Source organism: Streptomyces luomodiensis (assembly GCF_031679605.1).
GTDB classification, from domain to species: Bacteria; Actinomycetota; Actinomycetes; order Streptomycetales; family Streptomycetaceae; genus Streptomyces; species Streptomyces luomodiensis.
On record NZ_CP117522.1, the window covers coordinates 6,755,358 to 6,775,186 of the forward strand.

General features: G+C 72.5%; 15 protein-coding genes and 1 pseudogene. 8 read left to right on the forward strand and 8 right to left on the reverse strand.

Annotated features, from left to right (window positions below):
- Window positions 1-35 precede the first annotated feature (35 nt).
- From PS467_RS28555 to PS467_RS28565, 3 genes are all read left to right on the forward strand, one after another.
- On the forward strand, window positions 36-1,733 hold the full coding sequence (locus PS467_RS28555) for an OPT/YSL family transporter (protein WP_311037633.1): 1,698 nt from the start codon (window positions 36-38) through the stop codon (window positions 1,731-1,733).
- Between the two features lie 167 nt (window positions 1,734-1,900).
- A complete protein-coding gene (locus PS467_RS28560; protein ID WP_311037634.1) occupies window positions 1,901-2,662 on the forward strand; it encodes an AroM family protein in 762 nt (253 codons plus the stop codon).
- Between the two features lie 594 nt (window positions 2,663-3,256).
- Window positions 3,257-3,931, forward strand: coding sequence for an aspartate/glutamate racemase family protein (locus PS467_RS28565; protein ID WP_311037635.1), 675 nt, complete (start codon window positions 3,257-3,259; stop codon window positions 3,929-3,931).
- Window positions 3,932-4,164: 233 nt separating this feature from the next.
- Here PS467_RS28565 and PS467_RS28570 read toward each other — a convergent pair whose 3' ends face one another.
- From PS467_RS28570 to glgX, 3 genes are read right to left on the reverse strand one after another with little or no spacing between them, the layout of a single operon-like run.
- Window positions 4,165-6,033 carry an ABC transporter ATP-binding protein gene (locus PS467_RS28570; protein ID WP_311037636.1) on the reverse strand — a complete coding sequence of 623 codons (1,869 nt, stop codon included), beginning with the start codon at window positions 6,031-6,033 and terminating at the stop codon, window positions 4,165-4,167.
- Window positions 6,030-7,865, reverse strand: coding sequence for an ABC transporter ATP-binding protein (locus tag PS467_RS28575; RefSeq protein WP_311037637.1), 1,836 nt, complete (start codon window positions 7,863-7,865; stop codon window positions 6,030-6,032). The genes PS467_RS28570 and PS467_RS28575 overlap by 4 nt, the downstream gene beginning before the upstream one ends.
- Window positions 7,866-7,917: 52 nt before the next feature.
- Window positions 7,918-10,095 carry a glycogen debranching protein GlgX gene (glgX, locus tag PS467_RS28580; RefSeq protein WP_311039988.1) on the reverse strand — a complete coding sequence of 726 codons (2,178 nt, stop codon included), beginning with the start codon at window positions 10,093-10,095 and terminating at the stop codon, window positions 7,918-7,920.
- Window positions 10,096-10,683: 588 nt separating this feature from the next.
- Between glgX and PS467_RS28585 the strand changes: the two genes are divergently transcribed.
- The 5 genes from PS467_RS28585 to PS467_RS28605 all read left to right on the forward strand — a co-directional run bounded on the left by PS467_RS28585 (window position 10,684) and on the right by PS467_RS28605 (window position 15,011).
- Window positions 10,684-11,904 (forward strand): L,D-transpeptidase, encoded by a 1,221-nt coding sequence (locus PS467_RS28585; protein WP_311037638.1) that lies wholly within the window; start codon window positions 10,684-10,686, stop codon window positions 11,902-11,904.
- A gap of 102 nt (window positions 11,905-12,006) precedes the next feature.
- Window positions 12,007-12,774 (forward strand): enoyl-CoA hydratase/isomerase family protein, encoded by a 768-nt coding sequence (locus tag PS467_RS28590; RefSeq protein ID WP_268974542.1) that lies wholly within the window; start codon window positions 12,007-12,009, stop codon window positions 12,772-12,774.
- A gap of 277 nt (window positions 12,775-13,051) precedes the next feature.
- On the forward strand, window positions 13,052-13,561 hold the full coding sequence (locus PS467_RS28595) for an ATP-binding protein (protein WP_268974543.1): 510 nt from the start codon (window positions 13,052-13,054) through the stop codon (window positions 13,559-13,561).
- 455 nt (window positions 13,562-14,016) lie between these two features.
- Window positions 14,017-14,658: an N-acetylmuramoyl-L-alanine amidase gene (locus PS467_RS28600; protein ID WP_311037639.1), complete on the forward strand. Its 642-nt coding sequence runs from the start codon at window positions 14,017-14,019 to the stop codon at window positions 14,656-14,658.
- A gap of 122 nt (window positions 14,659-14,780) precedes the next feature.
- The gene (locus PS467_RS28605; RefSeq protein ID WP_268974545.1) at window positions 14,781-15,011 is read left to right on the forward strand and encodes an EF-hand domain-containing protein; all 231 of its coding nucleotides are present in this window, start codon (window positions 14,781-14,783) and stop codon (window positions 15,009-15,011) included.
- 29 nt (window positions 15,012-15,040) lie between these two features.
- Here PS467_RS28605 and PS467_RS28610 read toward each other — a convergent pair whose 3' ends face one another.
- The 5 genes and pseudogenes from PS467_RS28610 to PS467_RS28630 form a co-directional block, all read right to left on the reverse strand.
- A complete protein-coding gene (locus PS467_RS28610) occupies window positions 15,041-15,349 on the reverse strand; it encodes a hypothetical protein (protein ID WP_311037640.1) in 309 nt (102 codons plus the stop codon).
- 190 nt (window positions 15,350-15,539) lie between these two features.
- Window positions 15,540-16,088: pseudogene (locus tag PS467_RS28615) on the reverse strand (glycoside hydrolase family 25 protein); the annotation flags it as partial.
- A gap of 599 nt (window positions 16,089-16,687) precedes the next feature.
- Window positions 16,688-17,419: a DUF7873 family protein gene (locus PS467_RS28620; RefSeq protein WP_311037641.1), complete on the reverse strand. Its 732-nt coding sequence runs from the start codon at window positions 17,417-17,419 to the stop codon at window positions 16,688-16,690.
- A 100-nt stretch (window positions 17,420-17,519) separates the two neighbouring features.
- Entirely contained in the window at window positions 17,520-18,404 is an 885-nt protein-coding gene (locus PS467_RS28625; protein WP_311037642.1) for a YhjD/YihY/BrkB family envelope integrity protein, read from the reverse strand.
- Between the two features lie 18 nt (window positions 18,405-18,422).
- On the reverse strand, window positions 18,423-19,790 hold the full coding sequence (locus PS467_RS28630) for a hypothetical protein (RefSeq protein WP_311037643.1): 1,368 nt from the start codon (window positions 19,788-19,790) through the stop codon (window positions 18,423-18,425).
- Window positions 19,791-19,829: the final 39 nt, after the last annotated feature.

The window sequence follows — 19,829 nt, forward strand, 5'->3', positions numbered from 1 at the left end:
CCCGGGCCCCCCACCCGGACCCCGCAGGAGTCCCCATGAACACGAACACCCAGGCCACCGCCGCGGCCGCGGACGCCCCACCGCGGTCGCACCCCAGAGCCTTCGAACCCGTCACCCTCGTCCTCACGATCGTGCTGTCGGTCCTCGGCGCCCTGATCGGCATCGTGCTGATCACCACGCTCGGGATTTCCCCCAATACGGCCGTGATCGGCGCCCTGGTGGCGATGCTCATCGGCCGCATCCCGGTCGGCGTGCTGGCCCGGATGCGCTCCCAGCACCGGCAGAACCTGGTGCAGTCCGCCATCTCCGGCTCCACCTTCGCGGCGGCCAACTCCCTGCTCACCCCGATCGCGGTGCCGTTCGCCCTGGGCCGTAACGACCTGGTGTGGCCGATGCTCGGCGGGGCCGTCATCGGACTGGCCGTCGACAGCTGGGTGCTGTTCCGGGTGTTCGACTCCAAGCTGCTGCCCGCCACCGGCTCCTGGCCGGCCGGTATCGCGGCGGCCGAGACCATCAAGGCCGGGGACACCGGCGGGCGCAAGGCCGCGGTCCTGGGCGTGGGCGCGCTGGTCGGCTTCGTCGGCGCGCTGTTCAAGCTGCCGACCAGCGCCGCCGGTGTGGGCTTCCTGGGCAACATCTGGGCGCTCGCCATGTTCGGCGTCGGCCTGACCGTCGGCCAGTACGCCCCGGACTTCGGCTTCGACCTGGGCGCCCGCCATGTGCCGCACGGTCTCATGATCGGCGCGGGGCTCGTCGCCCTGGTCCAGGCGCTGCTGCTGATGCGGACGCGCAAGAGCGGGACGGACGCCGCCGACCGGACCGACCGGACTGATGAGGCGGGCCACGGCCCGGACGCCCCGGCCGCCGACGGCAGCCCCACGGTCCAGGCCCCGCAGCTGCGCCGGGGCCTGCTGGAGGGCATGGGACTCTTCCTCTGCGGCGCGATCGTGGTCGCGATCGCGGGCGGCGTGGTCGGCGGGCTCTCCCTGCCCGCCCTGGTCGGCTGGGTGCTGCTGGCCGGTGTCGCCGCCATCGTGCACCAGCTGATCGTGGGGCTGGCGGCGATGCACTCCGGCTGGTTCCCGGCCTTCGCCGTCACCCTGATCTTCCTGATCATCGGTCTGGTGCTGCACATCCCGACCGTGCCGCTCGCCCTGCTGGTCGGCTACACCGCCTCCACCGGCCCCGCCTTCGCCGACCTCGGCTACGACTTCAAGGCGGGCTGGCTGCTGCGCCGGGACGCCGCGCCCTGGCGGCCCTTCGAGCTCGAGGGGCGGCGCCAGCAGTACCTCGCCCAGCTCGTCGGCTTCGGTGTGGCGCTGGTGGTCGTCGCCGTCGCCTGGAAGACCTTCTTCTCCGACGGCAAGGTGCCGCCGGTCGCCGAGGTCTACGTCACCACCATCAAGACCGGTCTCGAACCCGGCACCATGACCACCATGCTGCTGTGGGCGATCCCCGGCGCGCTCGTCCAGCTCCTCGGCGGACCCTCCCGGCAGATGGGCGTCCTGCTGGCCACCGGACTTCTGGTGGCCACGCCCCAGGCCGGATGGATGGTCCTCGGCGCCCTGCTGGTCCGTCAGCTCTACACCCTGTGGCGGCGGCGCGGGATCGCCGACCCGGCGGCCCGCAAGGAGTCCGACGAGCAGGCCGAGAACGACCTGTCGCTGGTCGGCGCCGGACTCGTCGCCGGAAGCTCCCTGAACGACGTCGGCCAGCTCACCAAGGCTTTGTGAGGTAAGGCTCTGTGAACGGCACTGCGAACGCTTCGGCGGACGGCACTGCGAACGCTTCGGCGGACGGCACTGCGAACGCTTCGGCGGACGGCACTGCGAACGCTTCGGCGAACGGCACTGCGAACGGCTCCGCGGACGGCACTGCGGACGGTCCTGTGAGGAAGAACGTGCACACTGGGGACGACACCACGCGGACCGCGGACCTCGACCGCCCGGCGGATGCCCCGGCCCTCGGCCTCGTCACCATCGGCCAGGCCCCGCGCGCCGACCTCCGCCCGGACGCCGAGCCACTGCTGCCCGGGGTGCGCCTGGTCGAACACGGCGCGCTCGACGCCGACCGGTTCGACGGTGACGCCGAGGCCGCGACCCGCCGGCTGCTGGCCCCCGAGGACGGCGAGGCTCCGCTGGTCTCCCGGCTGCGCGACGGCCGCTCGGTGCTCCTCGGACACGGGGCGCTCGTCCCGCGCATCGAGGACGCGATCGGCCGCGCGGAACGGGACGGCGCCGCCGCGACCCTGCTGCTGTGCACCGGCCACTTCCCGGCGGTGCGGGCCCGGCGGCCCCTGCTGTTCGCCGAACCGCTGGTGCAGCGCGCCGTCGCCGCGACCGTGGGCACCGACCCCGTGGGCATCGTCTGCCCGCACCCCGACCAGGCCGAGGACATCTCCCGGCGCTGGGCGGAGCTGCTGCCCGGCCGTGTCCAGACCGCCGCCGCCGATCCGTACGGCCCCGCAGAGCGGGTCCTGGACGACGTCGCCGCCGCCGCGCGCATCCTCGCCGACCGTGGCAGCTCCTGGCTGGTCCTGGACTGCATCGGCTACACCGAGCGGATGCGCACCGCCGCCCTGCGCGCCGCGGGCCGCCCCGTCCTGCTGGCCCGTGCCATCGCGGTCCGGATGGCGGCGGAGGTGGTGGCGGCCTCGGGCTGAACGACGCGCACCCGCCCCGTGAGCGCCCACCCGCCTCACCTCACCACCCGCGAACCGGACCGAGGCGGCGTGAGCACCCACCCGCACCGTCCCGTGCGCGCTCGCCTCACGGTGTCACCGGCACCCGCCTCGTGCGCGCTCACCTCACAGCGCCACCACCGCCTCGTGAGCGCCCACCCGCGTCACCCTCGCATCCGCTCCGTGCGCGTCCACCTCGCGGCGTCACCATCCTCGGCGCCCGCCTCGTGAGCGCCCATCTGGTTGCGTCACCCTCGCAGCCCGCCTCGTGAGCGCCCACCTCACGGCGCCACCACTCCGCACCGTCCCGTGAGCGTCCACCTGCGTCACCTCACATCCGCTCGGTGCGCGTCCACCTCGCGGCGTCACCATCCTCGGCGCCCGCCTCGTGAGCGCCCATCTGGTTGCGTCACCCTCGCAGCCCGCCTCGTGAGCGCCCACCTCACGGCGCCACCACTCCGCACCCGACTCCGCACCCGCCCCGTGAGCGCCCACCTCACCTCCACCACCACGCCGCACCCTCAGCCCTCAGCCCGCACCCATCACCCCGCACCCCTCACCCACCGGAGGTCCACCATGTCCGTGCCCTCGTCCGTCGTCCCGGCGCGGCCCATCGGGGTGATCCGGGTCCTCACCAGCGACGATCCGGCCGCCGTTGCCGCCCATGGCAGGGTCATCGAGGAGCGTTACGGTCTGCCGACCGTCTCGCGGTGCATCCCCGACCAGCCCCACGGCATCCACGACGACGCCTCCGAGGCCCGCGCCGAGCCGAAGATCGTGGCCCTTGCCCGGGAGCTGGCCGACGCCGGTGCGCATGCCCTGATCATCAGCTGCGCCGCCGACCCGGCGCTCCAGGAGACCCGTCAGGCCGTCGGTACCGGCGTCCCCGTCATCGGCGCGGGGTCGGCGGCCGCCGCCGTCGCCCTGGGTCTCGGCCGCCGGATCGGCGTGCTGGGCATCCGGGACGAGGCGCCGCCCGCCGTGCGGGCGGTGCTCGGCGACCGCTTCACCGCCTCCGCCCGCCCCCACGGTGTCCACCGCACCACCGACCTCCTCGCCCCGGAGGGCCCCGCGGCGGTGCTGGAGGCCGCGGCGGGGCTCGTCGCGGCGGGTGCGGACACCCTGCTCCTGGCCTGCACGGGTCTCAACACCATCGGCGTCCGGCCCCTCCTGGAGCGGCGGCTGGGTGTCCCGGTCGTGGACCCGGTACTCGCCGCCGGGCTGCTGGCCTCGTACGGGCGTGCCGACTGAGCGGTCGTCAGGCCCCTGGCCGGGCCGGACCCGGTGCGACGCCGGACCCACTGAGTGGCCGTCAGGAGGCCTTGGCCGACCGGGTCCGGGTGCGACGCCCGACCCACTGAGCGGCGTCAGGAGGTCCGGGCCGGGCCGGGCCCGGGTGCGACGCCGGACCCACTGAACGGCCGTCAGGAGACCCTGACCGGGCCGAACCCGGTTGCGACGCCGGACCCCGGTGCCCGGCGCCGTCATACCAAGCTGTCCCGCCACGCCCGGTGCAGCGCGGCGAACCGGCCCTCGCCCGCGATCAGCTGGTCCGGCGGGCCGTCCTCCACGATCCGGCCGTCGGCCATGACCAGCACCCGGTCGGCCGTCTCGACCGTGGAGAGCCGGTGGGCGATGACGACCGCGGTACGGCCGCGCAGCACCGTGTGCATGGCGCGCTGGACCGCCCGCTCGCCCGGGATGTCGAGGGAGGAGGTGGCCTCGTCGAGGATGAGGACCGACGGATCGGCGAGCAGGGCGCGGGCGAACCCGACGAGTTGGCGCTGGCCGGCGGAGATCCGGCCGCCGCGCTTGTGCACATCCGTGTCGTAGCCCTCGGGCAGGGCGGCGATGAAGTCGTGCGCGCCGATCGCCTTGGCGGCCTGCTCGATCTCGGCGCGGGTGGCGTCGGGGCGGCCGATGGTGATGTTGTCGGCGATCGTGCCGGAGAACAGGAACGCCTCCTGCGTCACCATGACCACACCGCGCCGCAGTTCGGGCATGGCCAGCTCGCGCAGATCCACCCCGTCCAGCAGCACCCGGCCCTCGCTGGGGTCGTAGAACCGGGCCAGCAGCTTGGCGAGGGTGGACTTGCCCGCGCCGGTGGCCCCGACCACCGCGACCGTCTGCCCGGCGGACAGGGTGAGGTCGAAGCGGGGCAGCACCTCGCCGCCGGTGCGATAGGCGAAGCGCACCCCGTCGAAGACCACCTCCCGGCCGGGGGTCTCCGCCGGGCGCGGCGGCAGCGGCTTGGGGTCGGCGGGCTCGGGGACGGAGGGACGCTGGGCCAGCAGACCCGCGATCTTCTCCAGCGAGGCGGCCGCCGACTGGTAGGAGTTGAGGAACATCCCCAGGCGGTCGATCGGGTCGTACAGCCGGCGCAGATACAGCGCCGCCGCCGCGAGCACGCCGAGCGCGAGCGAGCCGGAGGCCACCCGGTAGGCGCCCCAGAGCACGATGGCGGCCACCGCCGCGTTGGCGACCAGCCGGGAGCTGACCACATAGCGGGCCATCTCCAGGATCGCGTCCCCGTTGGCGCGCTCATGGCGGTGGTTGAGCTCGCCGAAGCGCGTGTCGTTGGCGCGCTCACGGCGGAACGCCTGCACCGGGCGGATGCCGTTCATGGTCTCGGTGAACGTCACGATCACCGCCGCGATGGCCGTCGACCGCTTGCGGTACACCCGCATGGAGCGGCGCTGGAAGGAGCGGATCAGCAGATACAGCGGCCAGAAGGAGAGCACGGCCGCGCCGCCCAGGCCCCAGTCGAGATACAGCAGCGTGACGGAGATGTAGACGACCGACAGCGCGACCCCGAGCAGCTCCTCCAGGCCCTCGGTGAGCAGCTCGCGCAGCGACTCGACGTCCGTCGTGGCGCGGGAGATCAGCCGGCCGGAGGTGTAGCGCTCGTGGAAGTCCACGCTCAGCGCCTGGGCGTGGCGGAAGATCCGGCCGCGCAGATCCAGCAGCACGTCCTGGCCGATCCGGGCGGAGGAGCGGATGAACCCGTACTGGAGCGCCCCGGAGGCGCACGCACAGCCCAGATAGCCCGCGCCGACGGCGATCAGCGGGCCGTGGTCGCCGTCGCGCAGGGCGGGCACCGCACGGTCGATGGCGTACGCGACGAGCAGCGGACCCGCCTGGAGGGCGGCCTGCTGGAGCAGCAGCAGGACGGCCGCCAGCCAGACCCGCCGCCGGCGCGGGGAGAGCAGTGAACGCAGCAGGGCGAGGGACGCGCCCTTGGGCACCGGCAGGACATCGCGGTCGAACGGGTCGTCGGACGGTGCCCGGCCCCCGTCTCCGGCCCCGTCCCAGTCGTCGTCCGTGTGGTCCCGCTCCTCCTCGACCGTCGTCATGGGCTCCTCTCCCCCTCCTCGGCTTCCTGCCCGGACATCAGCGACCGGTATTCCGCGCTCTCCGCCAGCAGCCGCTGATGGGTGCCGACGGCGGTGATCCGGCCCCGCGACAGCAGCGCGACCCGGTCGGCCAGCAGCACGGTGGACGGCCGGTGCGCGACGACCAGGGCGGTCGTGGACGCCAGCACCTGCCGCAGCGCCGCCTCCACCAGCGCCTCGGTGTGCACATCGAGCGCGGACAGCGGATCGTCGAGCACCAGGAACCGGGGGTCGCCCACGACGGCCCGCGCCAGCGCGAGCCGCTGCCGCTGCCCGCCGGACAGGCTGAGCCCCTGCTCGCCGACCTCGGTCTCGGTGCCCTTGGGCAGGGCGTGCACGAAATCGGCCTGCGCCACCTTCAGGGCCCGCAGCAGGTCCTCCCGGCCCGCGTCGGGGGCGCCCATGAGGACGTTCTCCCCCGCGGTGGCGGAGAACAGCGTGGGCTCCTCGAACGCGACGGCCACCAGGGCGCGCACCTCCTCCCGGGGGAGCGCGGTGATGTCCCGGCCGTCGAGGGTGATCCGCCCGCGGGTGACCTCCAGGAGCCGGGGGACGAGAGCGGTCAGGGTGGTCTTCCCCGATCCCGTCGCCCCGACCAGCGCCATGGTCTCGCCGGGCCGGATGTGCAGATCGACCCCGCGCAGCACGGGCGGCTCCTCCGGCGGCGCGTCCGGGTACCGGAACTCCACCCCCTCGAACCGCAGCCCGCCCTCCACCCGCGGCCCGCCCTCGCCCTGTCCCCGGGGCGGCGCGGGCCGGGGCGCGTCGGTGGCGGCGGCCGGCTCCGCGTCCCTGACGTCGAAATAGCGGTCGGTGGCCGTGGCCGCGTCCTGGCTCAGGGCGAGGAGGAAGCCGAGCGACTCCACGGGCCAGCGCAGCGTCAGGGCGGTGGACAGGAAGGCGACCAGCGTGCCCGCCGAAAGGTCCCCGTCGGCGACCCGCACCGTGCCGAGCAGCAGCGCCGTGCCGATCGCCAGCTCCGGCAGGGTCATGATCACCGCCCAGAGCGAGGCCAGCAGCCGTGCCTTGCCCAGCTCGGTGGAGCGGACCTGCTCGGACAGGACGCGGAAGGCGCGGGCCTGGCTGCGGTGGCGGCCGAAGCCCTTGACGATCCGGACGCCCAGCACACCCTCCTCCACGACCGTCGTCAGATCGCCGGTCTGGTCCTGCGCGGTGCGGGCCACCGTCGCGTACCGCGTCTCGAAGAACGAGCAGAGGATCACCAGCGGCACCGCCGGGACCACCAGGACCAGGCCCAGCGTCCACGCCTGCGCCAGCAGGATGGCGAACCCCACGATGATGGTGACCCCGTTGACCAGCAGGAAGGTGAGCGGGAAGGCCAGGAACATCCGCAGCAGCATCAGATCGGTCGTGGCCCGCGACAGCAGCTGGCCGGAGGCCCAGCGGTCGTGGAAGGAAACCGGCAGCCGCTGGAGATGGCGGTAGAGATCCGCGCGCATCTCGGCCTCGACGGCGGCCAGCGGCCGCGCCACCAGCCAGCGCCGCAGCCCGAAGAGCCCGGCCTCGGCCGTGCCGAGGGCCAGCAGCAGCCCACCGCCCAGCCACACTCCGCCCGGGTCCCGGTGGGCGATCGGCCCGTCCACCATCCACTTGAGGACGAGCGGGATGACCAGCCCCAGGCAGGAGGCGACGACCGCGGCCGCGGCCGCGGTGAACAGCCGGGCCCGCACCGGGCGCACATACGGCCACAGCCGCAGGAGCGAACGCGTGGTGGAGCGGCGCCGCGGGGCGGCTCCGCGTTCCTGGGCGCGGGGTTCACTCGTCACAGCCATCAAGGGGGAAGACTACGGTCCGCCACCGACAGTGCTCACTCGGTTTTTCGGCCTAGGTCCGGTCTGGGCCCGTGGTGGTGAGGGCGCGCAGCAGCAGGACCGAGCGCCCCGGAAGCTCGATGGGCGCGCCCGCCGCGAACCGTGTGCCGGGGGGCGCGTCCTGGTCCTCACGGGCGGTGTCCAGCAGGAGTTCGTACCCCTGGGCCCAGGGCGGGCCGGGCAGGGTGAAGGAGAGCGGCTCCGGGCCCGCGTGCAGCACCGCCAGGAAGCTGTCGTCGGTGGCCGGGGCGCCGTGCGGATCGCGCTGGGGCAGATCGCGGCCCCAGAGATAGGCCCCGAGTGCGGTCGTCGGGGCGTACCAGTCGGATTCGGCCATCTCGGTGCCGCGCGGGGTGAACCACGCCAGGTCGCGCAGCCCCTCCGGGGGCCGGGCCAGGCCCGAGAAGAAGGCCGTGCGGCGCAGCACCGGATGGGCGCGGCGCAGCCGTATCAGCCGGGCGGTGAGCTCGGCCAGGGCACGCCAGCCGGGGTCCTCCAGCAGCGACCAGTCGAGCCAGCCGGTCTCGTTGTCCTGGCAGTACGCGTTGTTGTTGCCGCCCTGGGTGCGGCCCAGCTCATCGCCCGCGACCAGCATCGGCACCCCGGTGGACAGCAGCAGGGTGGCCAGCAGGTTGCGCAGCTGGCGGCGGCGCAGCGCCTGGATGTCCGGGTCGTCGGTCTCCCCCTCCGCGCCGCAGTTCCAGGCGCGGTTGTCGGGGGTGCCGTCGCGATTGCCCTCCCCGTTGGCCTCGTTGTGCTTGCGCTCGTAGGAGACCAGGTCGCGCAGGGTGAAACCGTCGTGCGCGGTGATGAAGTTGACCGAGGCGTGCGGGCGGCGGCCGCTCAACGCGTACAGATCGCTGGACCCGGAGAGCCGGTAGCCCAGCTCGCGGGCGTCGGGCAGTGCCCCGCGCCAGAAGTCCCGCACCGCGTCGCGGTAGCGGTCGTTCCACTCCGCCCACAGCGGTGGGAAGGCGCCCACCTGATAGCCGCCCGAGCCCACGTCCCACGGCTCCGCTATCAGCTTGACCCGGCGCAGCACCGGATCCTGCGCGATGACGGCCAGGAAGGGGGAGAGCATGTCCACGCCGTGCGCGGCGCGGGCCAACGCGCTGGCCAGGTCGAAGCGGAAGCCGTCCACCCCCATCTCGGTCACCCAGTAGCGCAGCGAGTCGGTGATCAGCCGCAGCACCTGCGGCTGGAGGACGTGCAGGGTGTTGCCGCAGCCGGTGAAGTCGGCGTAGCGGCGCGGGTCCTGCTGGAGCCGGTAGTAGCCGCGGTTGTCCACACCGCGCAGCGAGAGGGTGGGGCCCAGCTCATTGGCCTCCGCGGTGTGGTTGTAGACGACGTCGAGGATCACCTCGATCCCGGCGGCGTGCAGGGCCCGCACCATCCGCCGGAACTCCCCGACCTGCTGGCCCCGGGTGCCGCCGGCCGCGTATCCGGCGTGCGGCGCGAAATAGCCGATGGAGTTGTAGCCCCAGTAGTTGCGCAGGCCCCGCCGCAGCAGATGGTCCTCATGGGCGAACTGATGCACCGGCAGCAGCTCGACCGCCGTGACCCCGAGCCGGGTCAGATGCTCGACCGCCGCCGGATGCGCCAGCCCCGCGTAGGTGCCGCGCAGCTCGGGCGGCACCTCGGGATGGCGCATGGTGAAGCCGCGCACGTGGAGTTCGTAGATGACCGACTCGGCCCACGGCGTCTTGGGCCGCCGGTCGTCGGTCCACTCGTCGGGCGCGCCGGCCGCGGCGTCGTCGCCGACGACCACCCCCTTGGGGACGTACGGGGCGGAGTCGCGATCGTCCCGGACGGTGTCCGCCACATGCTGCTGCGGCCAGTCCCGCACATGTCCGTAGACCTCCGCGGGCAGCGCGAAGTCCCCGTCCACGGCGCGGGCGTACGGATCCAGCAGCAGCTTCGCCGGATTCCAGCGCGCGCCGGTCCACGGGTCCCAGCGGCCGTGCACCCGGTAGCCGTACCGCCGGCCGGGCAGCACGCCGGGGACGAAGCCGTGCCAGACCTCATGGGTGAACTCGGTGAGCGGACAGCGGGTCTCGAGCCCGTCCTCGTCGAACAGACACAGCTCGACGGCCTCGGCACCGCCCGCCCACAGCGCGAAGTTGGTCCCCCACACCCCGCCGGGCCCCCGGCGGGGCCGGGCGCCGAGCGGCTCCGGGCTGCCCGGCCACACGGCGGGACCGGACGCCGGGGCGGCACTCCGGCCGCGCCGCGGCGCGGGTGCGGTGGGGCGGTGATGACCGACGGGACGTCCCACCGCCGTCGCCGAGGGGCGTCCGGGAACGCCGTCGCGCGTCTCCTGCCCGGCTGCACTGGACACATCGGCCTCCGCGGCTCGCGGCCAACCGCCCCGCCCCGTCAGGGGAGGCGGGCAGCCCCCGATGGCGGGCCGGCGGACCCCGCGGCGTCCCGTACCACGGGGGCGCGACCCGCGCCCTCAGCGGTGTTCTGCCCGCGAATCCGCCGGCGCTCCCTCTTTTTCGGGGCTCGGTTCTCCCCCGGCTACCGGTGGGAGGTGCCCCCGGCTGCCGCCGGGAGGTGCCTCCCCCGGCCGGAAGATCCCAGCACCCGGAAGCTCCATGGGACCGTCCGGGCGGGGGCCATCGGCCGATCATCCCGTGACCGCTCCCGCCTGGGACTGAACCGTGACCATCGAGGTGGAGCCCGCTGTCGGTGCCGTGTGATTACCTATCGCCAGGCGCGCCTGCGCGCGTGATCGGGGTTGTCGCGGGGGCGCGGCCCTGGGGAGGGGAGAGCTGTTGTGACGGTGCGGCGGATATCGGGGGCGGCGCGGGGCGGCCGCAGGGGGCTTCTCGCGCTGCTGCTCGGGGCGTTGCTGATGGCAGTGGCCGCGTGCGGCGGGGGCGGTGGCTCCGACGACGACGGTAAGAAGGGCAAGGGCGATGGCCGGCCCAGGGCATCGCGGGCCGTGGTGACGATCGCGCCCAAGGACGGCACCAAGGGCGTGGACACCAGCGGTGCGCTGAAGGTCACCGCGGCCAAGGGCACCCTGTCCTCGGTCGAGGTCAAGGACGCCAAGGGCACTCCGGTCGAGGGGAAGGTCACCGAGGGCGGCAAGAGCTGGCGGCCCGACGCCCATCTCCGCTCGGACACGACCTACACCGTGGACGCGGTCGCCAAGGACGCCGACGGCCTGACCACGGCCGAGCACACGACCTTCACCACGCTGCGGCCCGAGAAGACCTTCCTCGGCGTCTACACCCCGGAGGACGGCTCGACGGTCGGCGTCGGCATGCCCGTCTCGCTCCACTTCACCCGCGGCATCACCCACCCGGCGGCCGTGGAGAAGGGGATCGAGGTCAGCGCCTCGCCGTCGGTGCCGATCGAGGGCCACTGGTTCGGCAACGACCGGCTGGACTTCCGGCCGGAGAAGTACTGGAAGCCCGGCACCAAGGTGACGCTCCGGATGGATCTGGACGGGGTCGAGGGCAGGCCGGGGGTCTACGGCGAGCAGCGGAAGTCCGTGACGTTCACCATCGGCCGCAGCCAGATCTCCGTCGTGGACGCCAAGTCCAAGAAGATGACGGTCAAGCGGGACGGCAAGACCGTCAAGACCGTCCCGATCACCTCCGGCGCGCCCGGCCATGAGACCTACAACGGCACGATGGTGATCAGCGAGAAGCTTCCGGTCACCCGGATGGACGGCGCCACGGTCGGCTTCGACGGTGAGTACGACATCAAGGACGTGCCGCATGCGATGCGGCTGTCGACCTCCGGCACCTTCATCCACGGCAACTACTGGGCGGGCCGGGCCACCTTCGGCTCGTCCAACGTCAGCCACGGCTGTGTGGGCCTGTTCGACCAGCGCGGCGGCGGAGACCCCTCCACCCCGGCGTCCTGGTTCTTCCGCACGTCGCTCATCGGCGATGTGGTCATCGTGAAGAACTCCGATGACGAAACCATTCAGCCGGACAACGGGCTCAACGGCTGGAACATGTCCTGGAAGAAGTGGAAGGCCTGACCGGGGCCCGAGCCTGGCCCGGGGCCCGAGCCCGACCCGGGCCCCAGCCTGGTCTGGCCCCCGCCCCTGCGATTCCGTGTTAGCGGGCGCTAACCTGCGCTCATGACTGTGAACCTCGAGGTCGCCGACGGCGTGGCCACCTTCCGCCTTGACCGCCCCCCGATGAACGCGCTCGACGTCGCCACCCAGGACCGGCTGCGGGAACTCGCCGCCGAGGTGACCCGCCGCGACGATGTGCGCGCCGTGGTCATCTGGGGCGGTGAGAAGGTGTTCGCGGCGGGCGCGGACATCAAGGAGATGCGGGAGATGGACCACGCCGCGATGGTGGCCCGGTCCGGCGACCTCCAGGAGTCCTTCACCGCCGTGGCCCGGATCCCCAAGCCCGTGGTCGCCGCCGTCACCGGCTACGCCCTCGGCGGCGGCTGCGAGCTGGCGCTGTGCGCCGACTTCCGGATCGCCGCCGAGAACGCCAAGCTCGGCCAGCCCGAGATCCTGCTCGGCCTGATCCCGGGCGCGGGCGGCACCCAGCGGCTGGCCCGGCTGGTCGGCCCGGCCAAGGCCAAGGACCTCATCTTCACCGGCCGTCAGGTGAAGGCCGACGAGGCGCTCGCCATCGGCCTGGTGGACCGGGTCGTACCGGCCGAGGAGGTCTATGAGCAGGCCCACGCCTGGGCGGCGCGGCTGGCCCGGGGCCCGGCGATCGCGTTGCGCGCGGCCAAGGAGTCGGTGGACCGGGGGCTGGAGACAGATCTTGACAGCGGCCTGGCCATCGAACGGACCTGGTTCGCCGGGCTGTTCGCCACCGAGGACCGGGAGATCGGGATGCGCAGCTTTGTCGAGGACGGGCCGGGCAAGGCCACGTTCCGCTGACACCCGACCGATTCCGATCAAGTCGGCCGGGAGAGCGACCCCGCGCATGCCCCGTGCGAGCGAATTTTCTTCGCCAACGGTCGGCCCTCGGATGACCGGTTCCGGTACGCTGGGTGATCGCGCGTGCGCGCGGTGACACCGCTGGTCGGGTGGGGTGTTGGGGTGCCCCAACTGCCTTTGGCATATGTCGGATCGGTTTTATGGAGCCTAGGGCTCCGGTGTTCGGAATCCCATGGTTCCGCCCCGGATGGCCTTTTGGGCGGCCATGATGGGGGGCATGGCGGGCTTGGAGGGAATGGAGCAGCCGCAGCCGCAGCCGCGCATGGGTACGGCGGCGGTGCGGGGGGCGCCGGCCGTCGAGGACGATCAAGCCCTCAAGGCGCTCGACCTCTTCGGAAACCCCGCCGCCGAGGAGGTGCGGCTGCCCTCCCGTCCCGAGTCCGCGGCGACCGCCCGCCGACTGGCCGGATTTGTGGTGGTGCGCGACTGGGGTCTGGGCTTCCAGCTCGCCGAGCACACGGTGCTGCTGGTCTCCGAGCTCGTCGGCAACGCCGTACGGCACACCGGCGCCCGTACCTTCGGGCTGCGGATGCTGCGGCGGCGCGGCTGGATCCGGGTCGAGGTCCGTGACCCCTCCCGTGGGCTGCCGTGTCTGTTGCCGGTGGGGGAGCTCGACACCAGCGGGCGCGGGCTGATGCTGGTCGACCAGCTCTCCCAGCGCTGGGGGGTCGATCTGCTGCCGTGCGGCAAGACGACCTGGTTCGAGATGCGGGTGGCCGAAAGCTGATCGCATGGAGGGCCGTGCACACAGGGCCGTGCAAAGGGAAGGGGCCCCTGTGCCGTCGCGCGCCGACGGCACGGGGACCCCGTCCGGCCCCGGCCGTGGCGCGAAAGGGGTGTTCGCCATGGCATTCGGGGGAAGCGACCTCGCTCGGGTCAATGGGGGCCGCGGCCCTGACTATCGCAGAGGCGGAAGGGCGCTTCCAAGCCAATCCATGGTGAGGTGCAACACTTGCCTTGTTAATGGCGGGTAGTGGGGCAAGTTTCCTTCGTTGTCCACTTCTCTCGAACGAATTTCCAGTGGTCCAGACCGTGACGCGAAATCTTTCTTTGCCTGATGGTCCTTGGCATGGCCCTGCCCAGCGTCCACCATGGAACCGCGCTACGCGCGTCACACCCCCCACGCGTCACACCTCCACGCGTCACATCCCCTTGTCCCGCTACGACTTCGGGAGACCCCCCATGGAAGCGCACGGCCGCACCCCCACCACCCGGCGCGCCCTGCTCCGCTCGGGCGCCTATCTCGCCACCGCCGCCACCGGACTCGCCGTCACCGGATTCGCCACGGCGGCCACCGCCGCCACCGCCCGCGCCGATGACAGACGCGGCCGCCGCGCGGCCGCCTACCCGCCCACCCACTGGATCCCGGCCTCGACCTCCAACTACCGGGTCTCCAGCCGCCCGACCTCGTATCCGATCGACTTCATCGTCATCCATGTGACGCAGGAGACCTTCCCGGACGCGATGAAGATCTTCCAGGACCCGGCCAAGCAGGTCTCGGCGCACTACATGGTCGCCTCGGCCGACGGCTACATCGGCCAGTTCGTCCGGGAGAAGGACGTCGCCTGGCACGCGGGCAACAAGGACTACAACAACCGCAGCATCGGCATCGAGCACGAGGGCTGGGTGGACCAACCGAAGTGGTTCACGGACGAGATGTACGCCTCGTCCGCCGCCCTGACCGCGGCCATCTGCGACCGCTACGGCATCCCCAAGACCCGCGACCACATCATCGGCCATGTGGAGGTCCCCGGCGCCGACCACACCGACCCCGGCCCGCTGTGGGACTGGGACCGCTACATGTCCTTGGTCAACGGGGCCTGACGCCCTCGGCCGCCGAAGAACAGCGGGGTCCGAGCCGCGAACACGGCGACGCGGCCGCCGGGCCGTTCGCCACCGACCGCTAATCTGTGCGGGTCAAGCACACGCACGGAAGGGGCGGACAGGTGGCGGACATCGAGGCGGCGCGCAAGGCGTTCGAGCGGTATGACCTCAACGGTGACGGTCAGATCACCGCGGCCGAGTACAAGAGCGTGATGGCGCAGCTGGGGGACCCGTATGTCACGGAGCCCGTCGCCCAGGCCGTCATCAACGCCCATGACTCCAACGGTGACGGGCTGCTCACCTTCGACGAGTTCTGGGCGGCTCAGAACAAGGACGACAAGAAGAAGGTCTGACCGGGCCGCACGGCGGCGCGGCCGGCGCGTCAGCGCCAGCCGCGCCGCTGTGCGCTCGCCCGCCGTCTGCGGTCGTTGCACAGCAGACAGCGGCCGTAACCGGGCGGCAGCGGGTCCTCCGGATCCCCGTACAGCGGATCGACGGCCCCGCGCGGATGCTGGGCACAGCCCGTGGCACCGTGCTCGGCGGTCAGCGATCCCGCCGCGGCGAGCGCCCGGCGCAGGGCGTCGGTGAGCACCTCCGTCTCCCGCCCGGAGGGTGCGGCGTCCAGCGAGAAGGCGATGTCCGACGCGGTGGTGAGCGCGCTGCGGAGTTCGCGCAGGTCTGCGTAGCTCATACCGGGCAGCGTAGGCGCACCCACCGACAACGCTTCGAGCGGCCGGTCAGTCCGCGCTCTCCCGCGCCTCCGCCTCGGACCCGGCGGCTTCCTCGGACCCGGCGGCCTCCTCGGACCCGCCGTCCACGCCCTCCGCCGCGTGGACGTCCTCCGCGTCCGCCGTCTCCTCGGCGGTGAGCGCCGCCGAACCGGGATTGGCCCATGCCTGGAGCGCGGCCTTGCTGGAGAAGTTCGCCACGTCCTTGTCCAGCGGGCGGTCGGTGTACTGGTGGATCTTCCACTTGGCCTTGATGCGCGGCTTGCCCGCCGTCACGTAGTCCGCTATCCACAGGCCGTCCCCGGCGTAGGACGTGGTGTCGTGGTTGAGCCAGAAATTCCGGTTGCAGTAGAGCAGGACGCGGTGCGTCGGACGCAGCTTCTTGACCTCGCGGATGAACCGGTCCTTCTCGGCGTTGCTGGCCCGGGTGCCGGAGCCGGTGGTCTCCCAGTCCACGGCGAGCAGATCGTGCTTCTGGGACGCGCACTTCTCGACGAAGTAACGCGCCTGCGCCGAGATGTTGCCCGGCCACAGGAAGTGGTAGAACCCGACGACACACCCCGCCTTGCGGGCCCGGGAGGCCTGCGAGCTCTGCTTCGGGTTGATGTAGGACCGCCCCTCGGTGGCCTTGATGAAGACGAAGGCCAGTCCGTCCGGGTCGAAGGTGGACTGGTACGAACTCACGTCGATGCCGTTCAGCATGGCGCCTGCCTCGGATCAAGAACGGGTGAAAACACGGGTGTTATTCCCCCTCTCGTACGGAGGACCCTACTGGGACGGGATCGCGGTCCGCAGGCGTTCGGACGCACACAAAGGGTACGAAGAGCGCGAGAAGAGCGCAGGACGAGCAGGAAGAGAAGCGGACCCGAGGGTTTGGCCATCCCCCGGGCCCTGTGGTGCCGCCCAATTGCACACGCCTGCCCGGATGGGAACGGGTCAGTCTGATGTCGTCGTGTTCTTCCGTTGAACTACCGCTCCACGAAGCGGGGCGGGCCGGATTCGAACCGGCATCCGACGACCGAGCCCGTGCCCGGTCGGTGCGGCGATCGGCGGCGAATGCTGAGGCTGGAGCAATAATCTGAGATTGAACGCGTGCCACGGGGGCACGGCCCGCCCGAAGACCGGGGGCTAAACCCGGCTACCTCCGTAAGGCGGACCCTTCCCTCTCGTGACCAAGTGCTCGGAGAGGTGGTCAAAACCTCCCGGACAACCGCGTGCATCACGACGAGCTTCAGTTTCAGCTTGCGCTCCTCGCGCACCCCGCGCCGCCGCTTGACCCGGCGGACGGGGAGTCCATGACGCTACCCGAACAGGTAGCCGAAGACCACCTCACCCACGCGCTGATCGGTGACGTCGATGCCGTTGGCCTCCTCGCGGGCGTACTTGACCGCCTGCTGGAGCTTCTCCACCCGGTCGAGCAGCTCATTGACGCGCCGCGCCGGGAGGGCCCCGGAGAACTTGACCGTCGTCCAGTAGCCGACGGGGATGTCCTCGTAGTAGACCTCGACCTGCGCCGGGTGCTTCTCCGTGGCCTCCGCCTTCACGTGGTTGCGGGGCACCTTCTTCGTACGGACGGTCCGTACGGCCTCGGTCTTCCAGCAGTCCGTCGACGGGTCGAGCGACCACGACTCGGCGGCGTCCAGGGTCGGCAGCCGGCGGATGAGGGCGGCGAGATCCGTCAGCTGCTTCTCCAGGAACAGCAGATACGAGACCGGCACATCGCGGAGCAGCGTGCGCCCCTCGACCTCGATGTCCGCGCGGGCTTCGCAGTTCGTCCAGTCCTTGGTGGCGGTCACATCGAACAGCCGGGTCAGTGTCGTCGCGGTGTCGCGGAGTACGTCCTCCGCCTTCACCTGCACCCGCGTCGACTCGGGCGGCAGCTGCTCGCCCTCCTCGTCCTTTGGCTGATAGGTACGGGAAATCCCCGCCAGCAGTGCCGGCTTGTCCAGACGGCGCTGGGACGCCGTGAGGTCCGCCTGCGTCTTGGACTTGACGCCCTTCTCCACTGCGATGATCTGATTGAGTTTCGCCACGTGCGGCACGCTAGCAGGGGCGACCGACCGTTCTCGAACGATATTCGAAGGCGCTTTTTCGAGGCGGCGATTCCGAGTGCGGCGATATCCGAGGCGGGCGTCAGGGGGGTCCGTCAGCGGGCTTCCGTCCATCTGGGGGCTCCCGGCCCCGCAGCGGGCGGGTGGTCCGTGCGTACCAGGCCGACGAGGCCACCGCCGGCCCGGCCGCGAGACCGGCCACGGCCACCAGAAAGACCACGATGAGCCAGGTCAGAAGCGTGAAGACGGGACCGAGCGGGCCGAAGTCGGCGAGCCCGCGGGCCATCGCCACGGGCATGAGCAACCGGGAGAGGTAACCGAGCAGGACGGTTCCCGTACCGGCGAGCACGGCGCCCGGCAGCAGATGCGCCCAGCTGACCCGGGCGCTCAGCAGCAGATGCTGGGTCCACCACCACAGCAGGGCGCTCGACAGCAGGGACAGCACCAGCCCGGAGACGACGCCCGTGCCGAACCCCCTGCGCAGCGGCGCCTGGACGAGGAGCGCCGCGAGCCAGACCAGCAGCCACAGCAGCCAGCGCCACGCCGCCACCCGGACCGCCGCCCTGGGCAGCCCCCAGCACCGTTCGCAGACCGCCTGGAGTGCCCGGCTGAACGCCGTCGCGGACACCAGGGTGACCAGCAGCCCGACGGCCCCCGAGGGGGTCTTGGCCGCTCCGGGGCCGGTGAACGTACGGCGCACCTGGTCGAGGACGTCACCGCGCACGCCCACCACCGAGCGCAGGGAGTCCGCCAGGAGGTTCTGGAGGGTGTCGGGGACGAAGGCGGCCACGGCCATCAGCAGGGGCAGGGCGGTGAGGAACGCCTGGGCCGCCAGCCGGGTGGCGGCTTCCAGCGCGTTCACCGCCACCAGCCGCTCCAGGAACCGGGCGGCCGGGCCGCGGCCGACCGCGGTACCGACGCGCTCCCACAGTGTTCGCAGCGCCCGCCGTGCCCGTAGCGCCCTCATGGCACACCGACCCGGCCGTCAGGGATTCTCCCCCTGGCGGCCGCCCGCGGCGTCGGGGAGCCCGGTGGCACCGGACCCGGTGGGACCGGGCGGGCCGGAGGCGCCGGCGAGGACGCCGAGCAGCGCCAGGACCCCCACGACGATGCCGAGGACGAGGCCGACGGAGGCCGGGGTGGGGTGGTTCCACAGCAGCAGGGCCAGCGCGCCGCCCGTGATCACGACACCGGTGGTCCAGGCCCGGTGGGTGTCCAGCCAGCGGCCGAAACCCCCGGTGCGGGCTCCGGCACGGGCCAGGCCCCGGCCGATGGCGCCGGTGCCGCGCGCCGCGGCCGAGCGGACGGCGCGGGCCCCGCGCCCGGGGCCGTACAGATGGGCGGCGAGCGCGGTGACGATCGCGATGACGAGAAGCGTGCGGGTGCTTTCGCGCAGGAAGCGTACGAGCGTGTCGAAGATGAAGGCCGCCGCGTCCCGGGGCAGGGTCGCGGGCGGGACGGAGTCCAGGTAGACGCCGCGCACCACGGCCAGGGCGACCAGCAGCGCGACCATCATCACCGCCGTGCCGACCCCGGCCGCCAGCAGTGTGAGCCGATGCGCGGGCGAGGCCCACACGGCGGACGCGGCGAGCACGACCGTCACGGCGGGCAGCCAGGGGGCGACGATGTCGAGGAGACGCATCGCGCCCTGTGCCTCGTCGAGCTTGTCCGTCCGCAGCAGCGTGAACTCCCGGTCGATGTGCGGGATCTTGGCGGCCTTCTCGTAGCCCGCCCGGACGAGGCGCTGTTTGACGTTGTCGATGAGCGTGCCGATGTCCAGGACGACCGCGTTCCCACGGGCCTGGACCGCGCTGGTGCCCTCGCCGGTGAGGACCTTCACGACGGCGGCGTGGGCGCGCCGGTTGGCCGCGTCCCACACCAGCGGGAACTGCTCGCTGGTGATCGCCTTGTGCACCACCCGGTGCACGGCGTCGGTCAGGGCGCCCTCCAGTGGCCCGCCGAGCATCCGGGTGCCGTCCACGATGACGGACGGGGCCCCGGCCTTGTCCAGGTTCTTCGCGAGCTGGGCGGCGATGGCGGGCACGTCGACCTGGTCGACCACGCGTTTGGTGAGCCGGTTGGTGACGGCGGTCTGGACGGAGGGGTTCCTGGCGATCGGGGCGACGGTCTGTACGTACCGGTGCGGGTCGGTGATCTCTTCGTGCAGCCAGGTGGCGACGACGGCCAGCGGGGAGAGCAGGACCGCCAGGACGAGCAGCACGCACGCCCCCGCGTGGCGCAGCCGCCGATGACGTACGGCCGCCGCCCCGCGCAGCCGCTCGTACTCCTGTCGCTCGCCCCCGCTGAGTGGGGGCGGCCCGGCGGGGCCGGCGGCGTCTTCGGGCGGAGCCATGAGTCCTCCCTCGCGCGGGAGGGGGGCGCCACCGGAAAG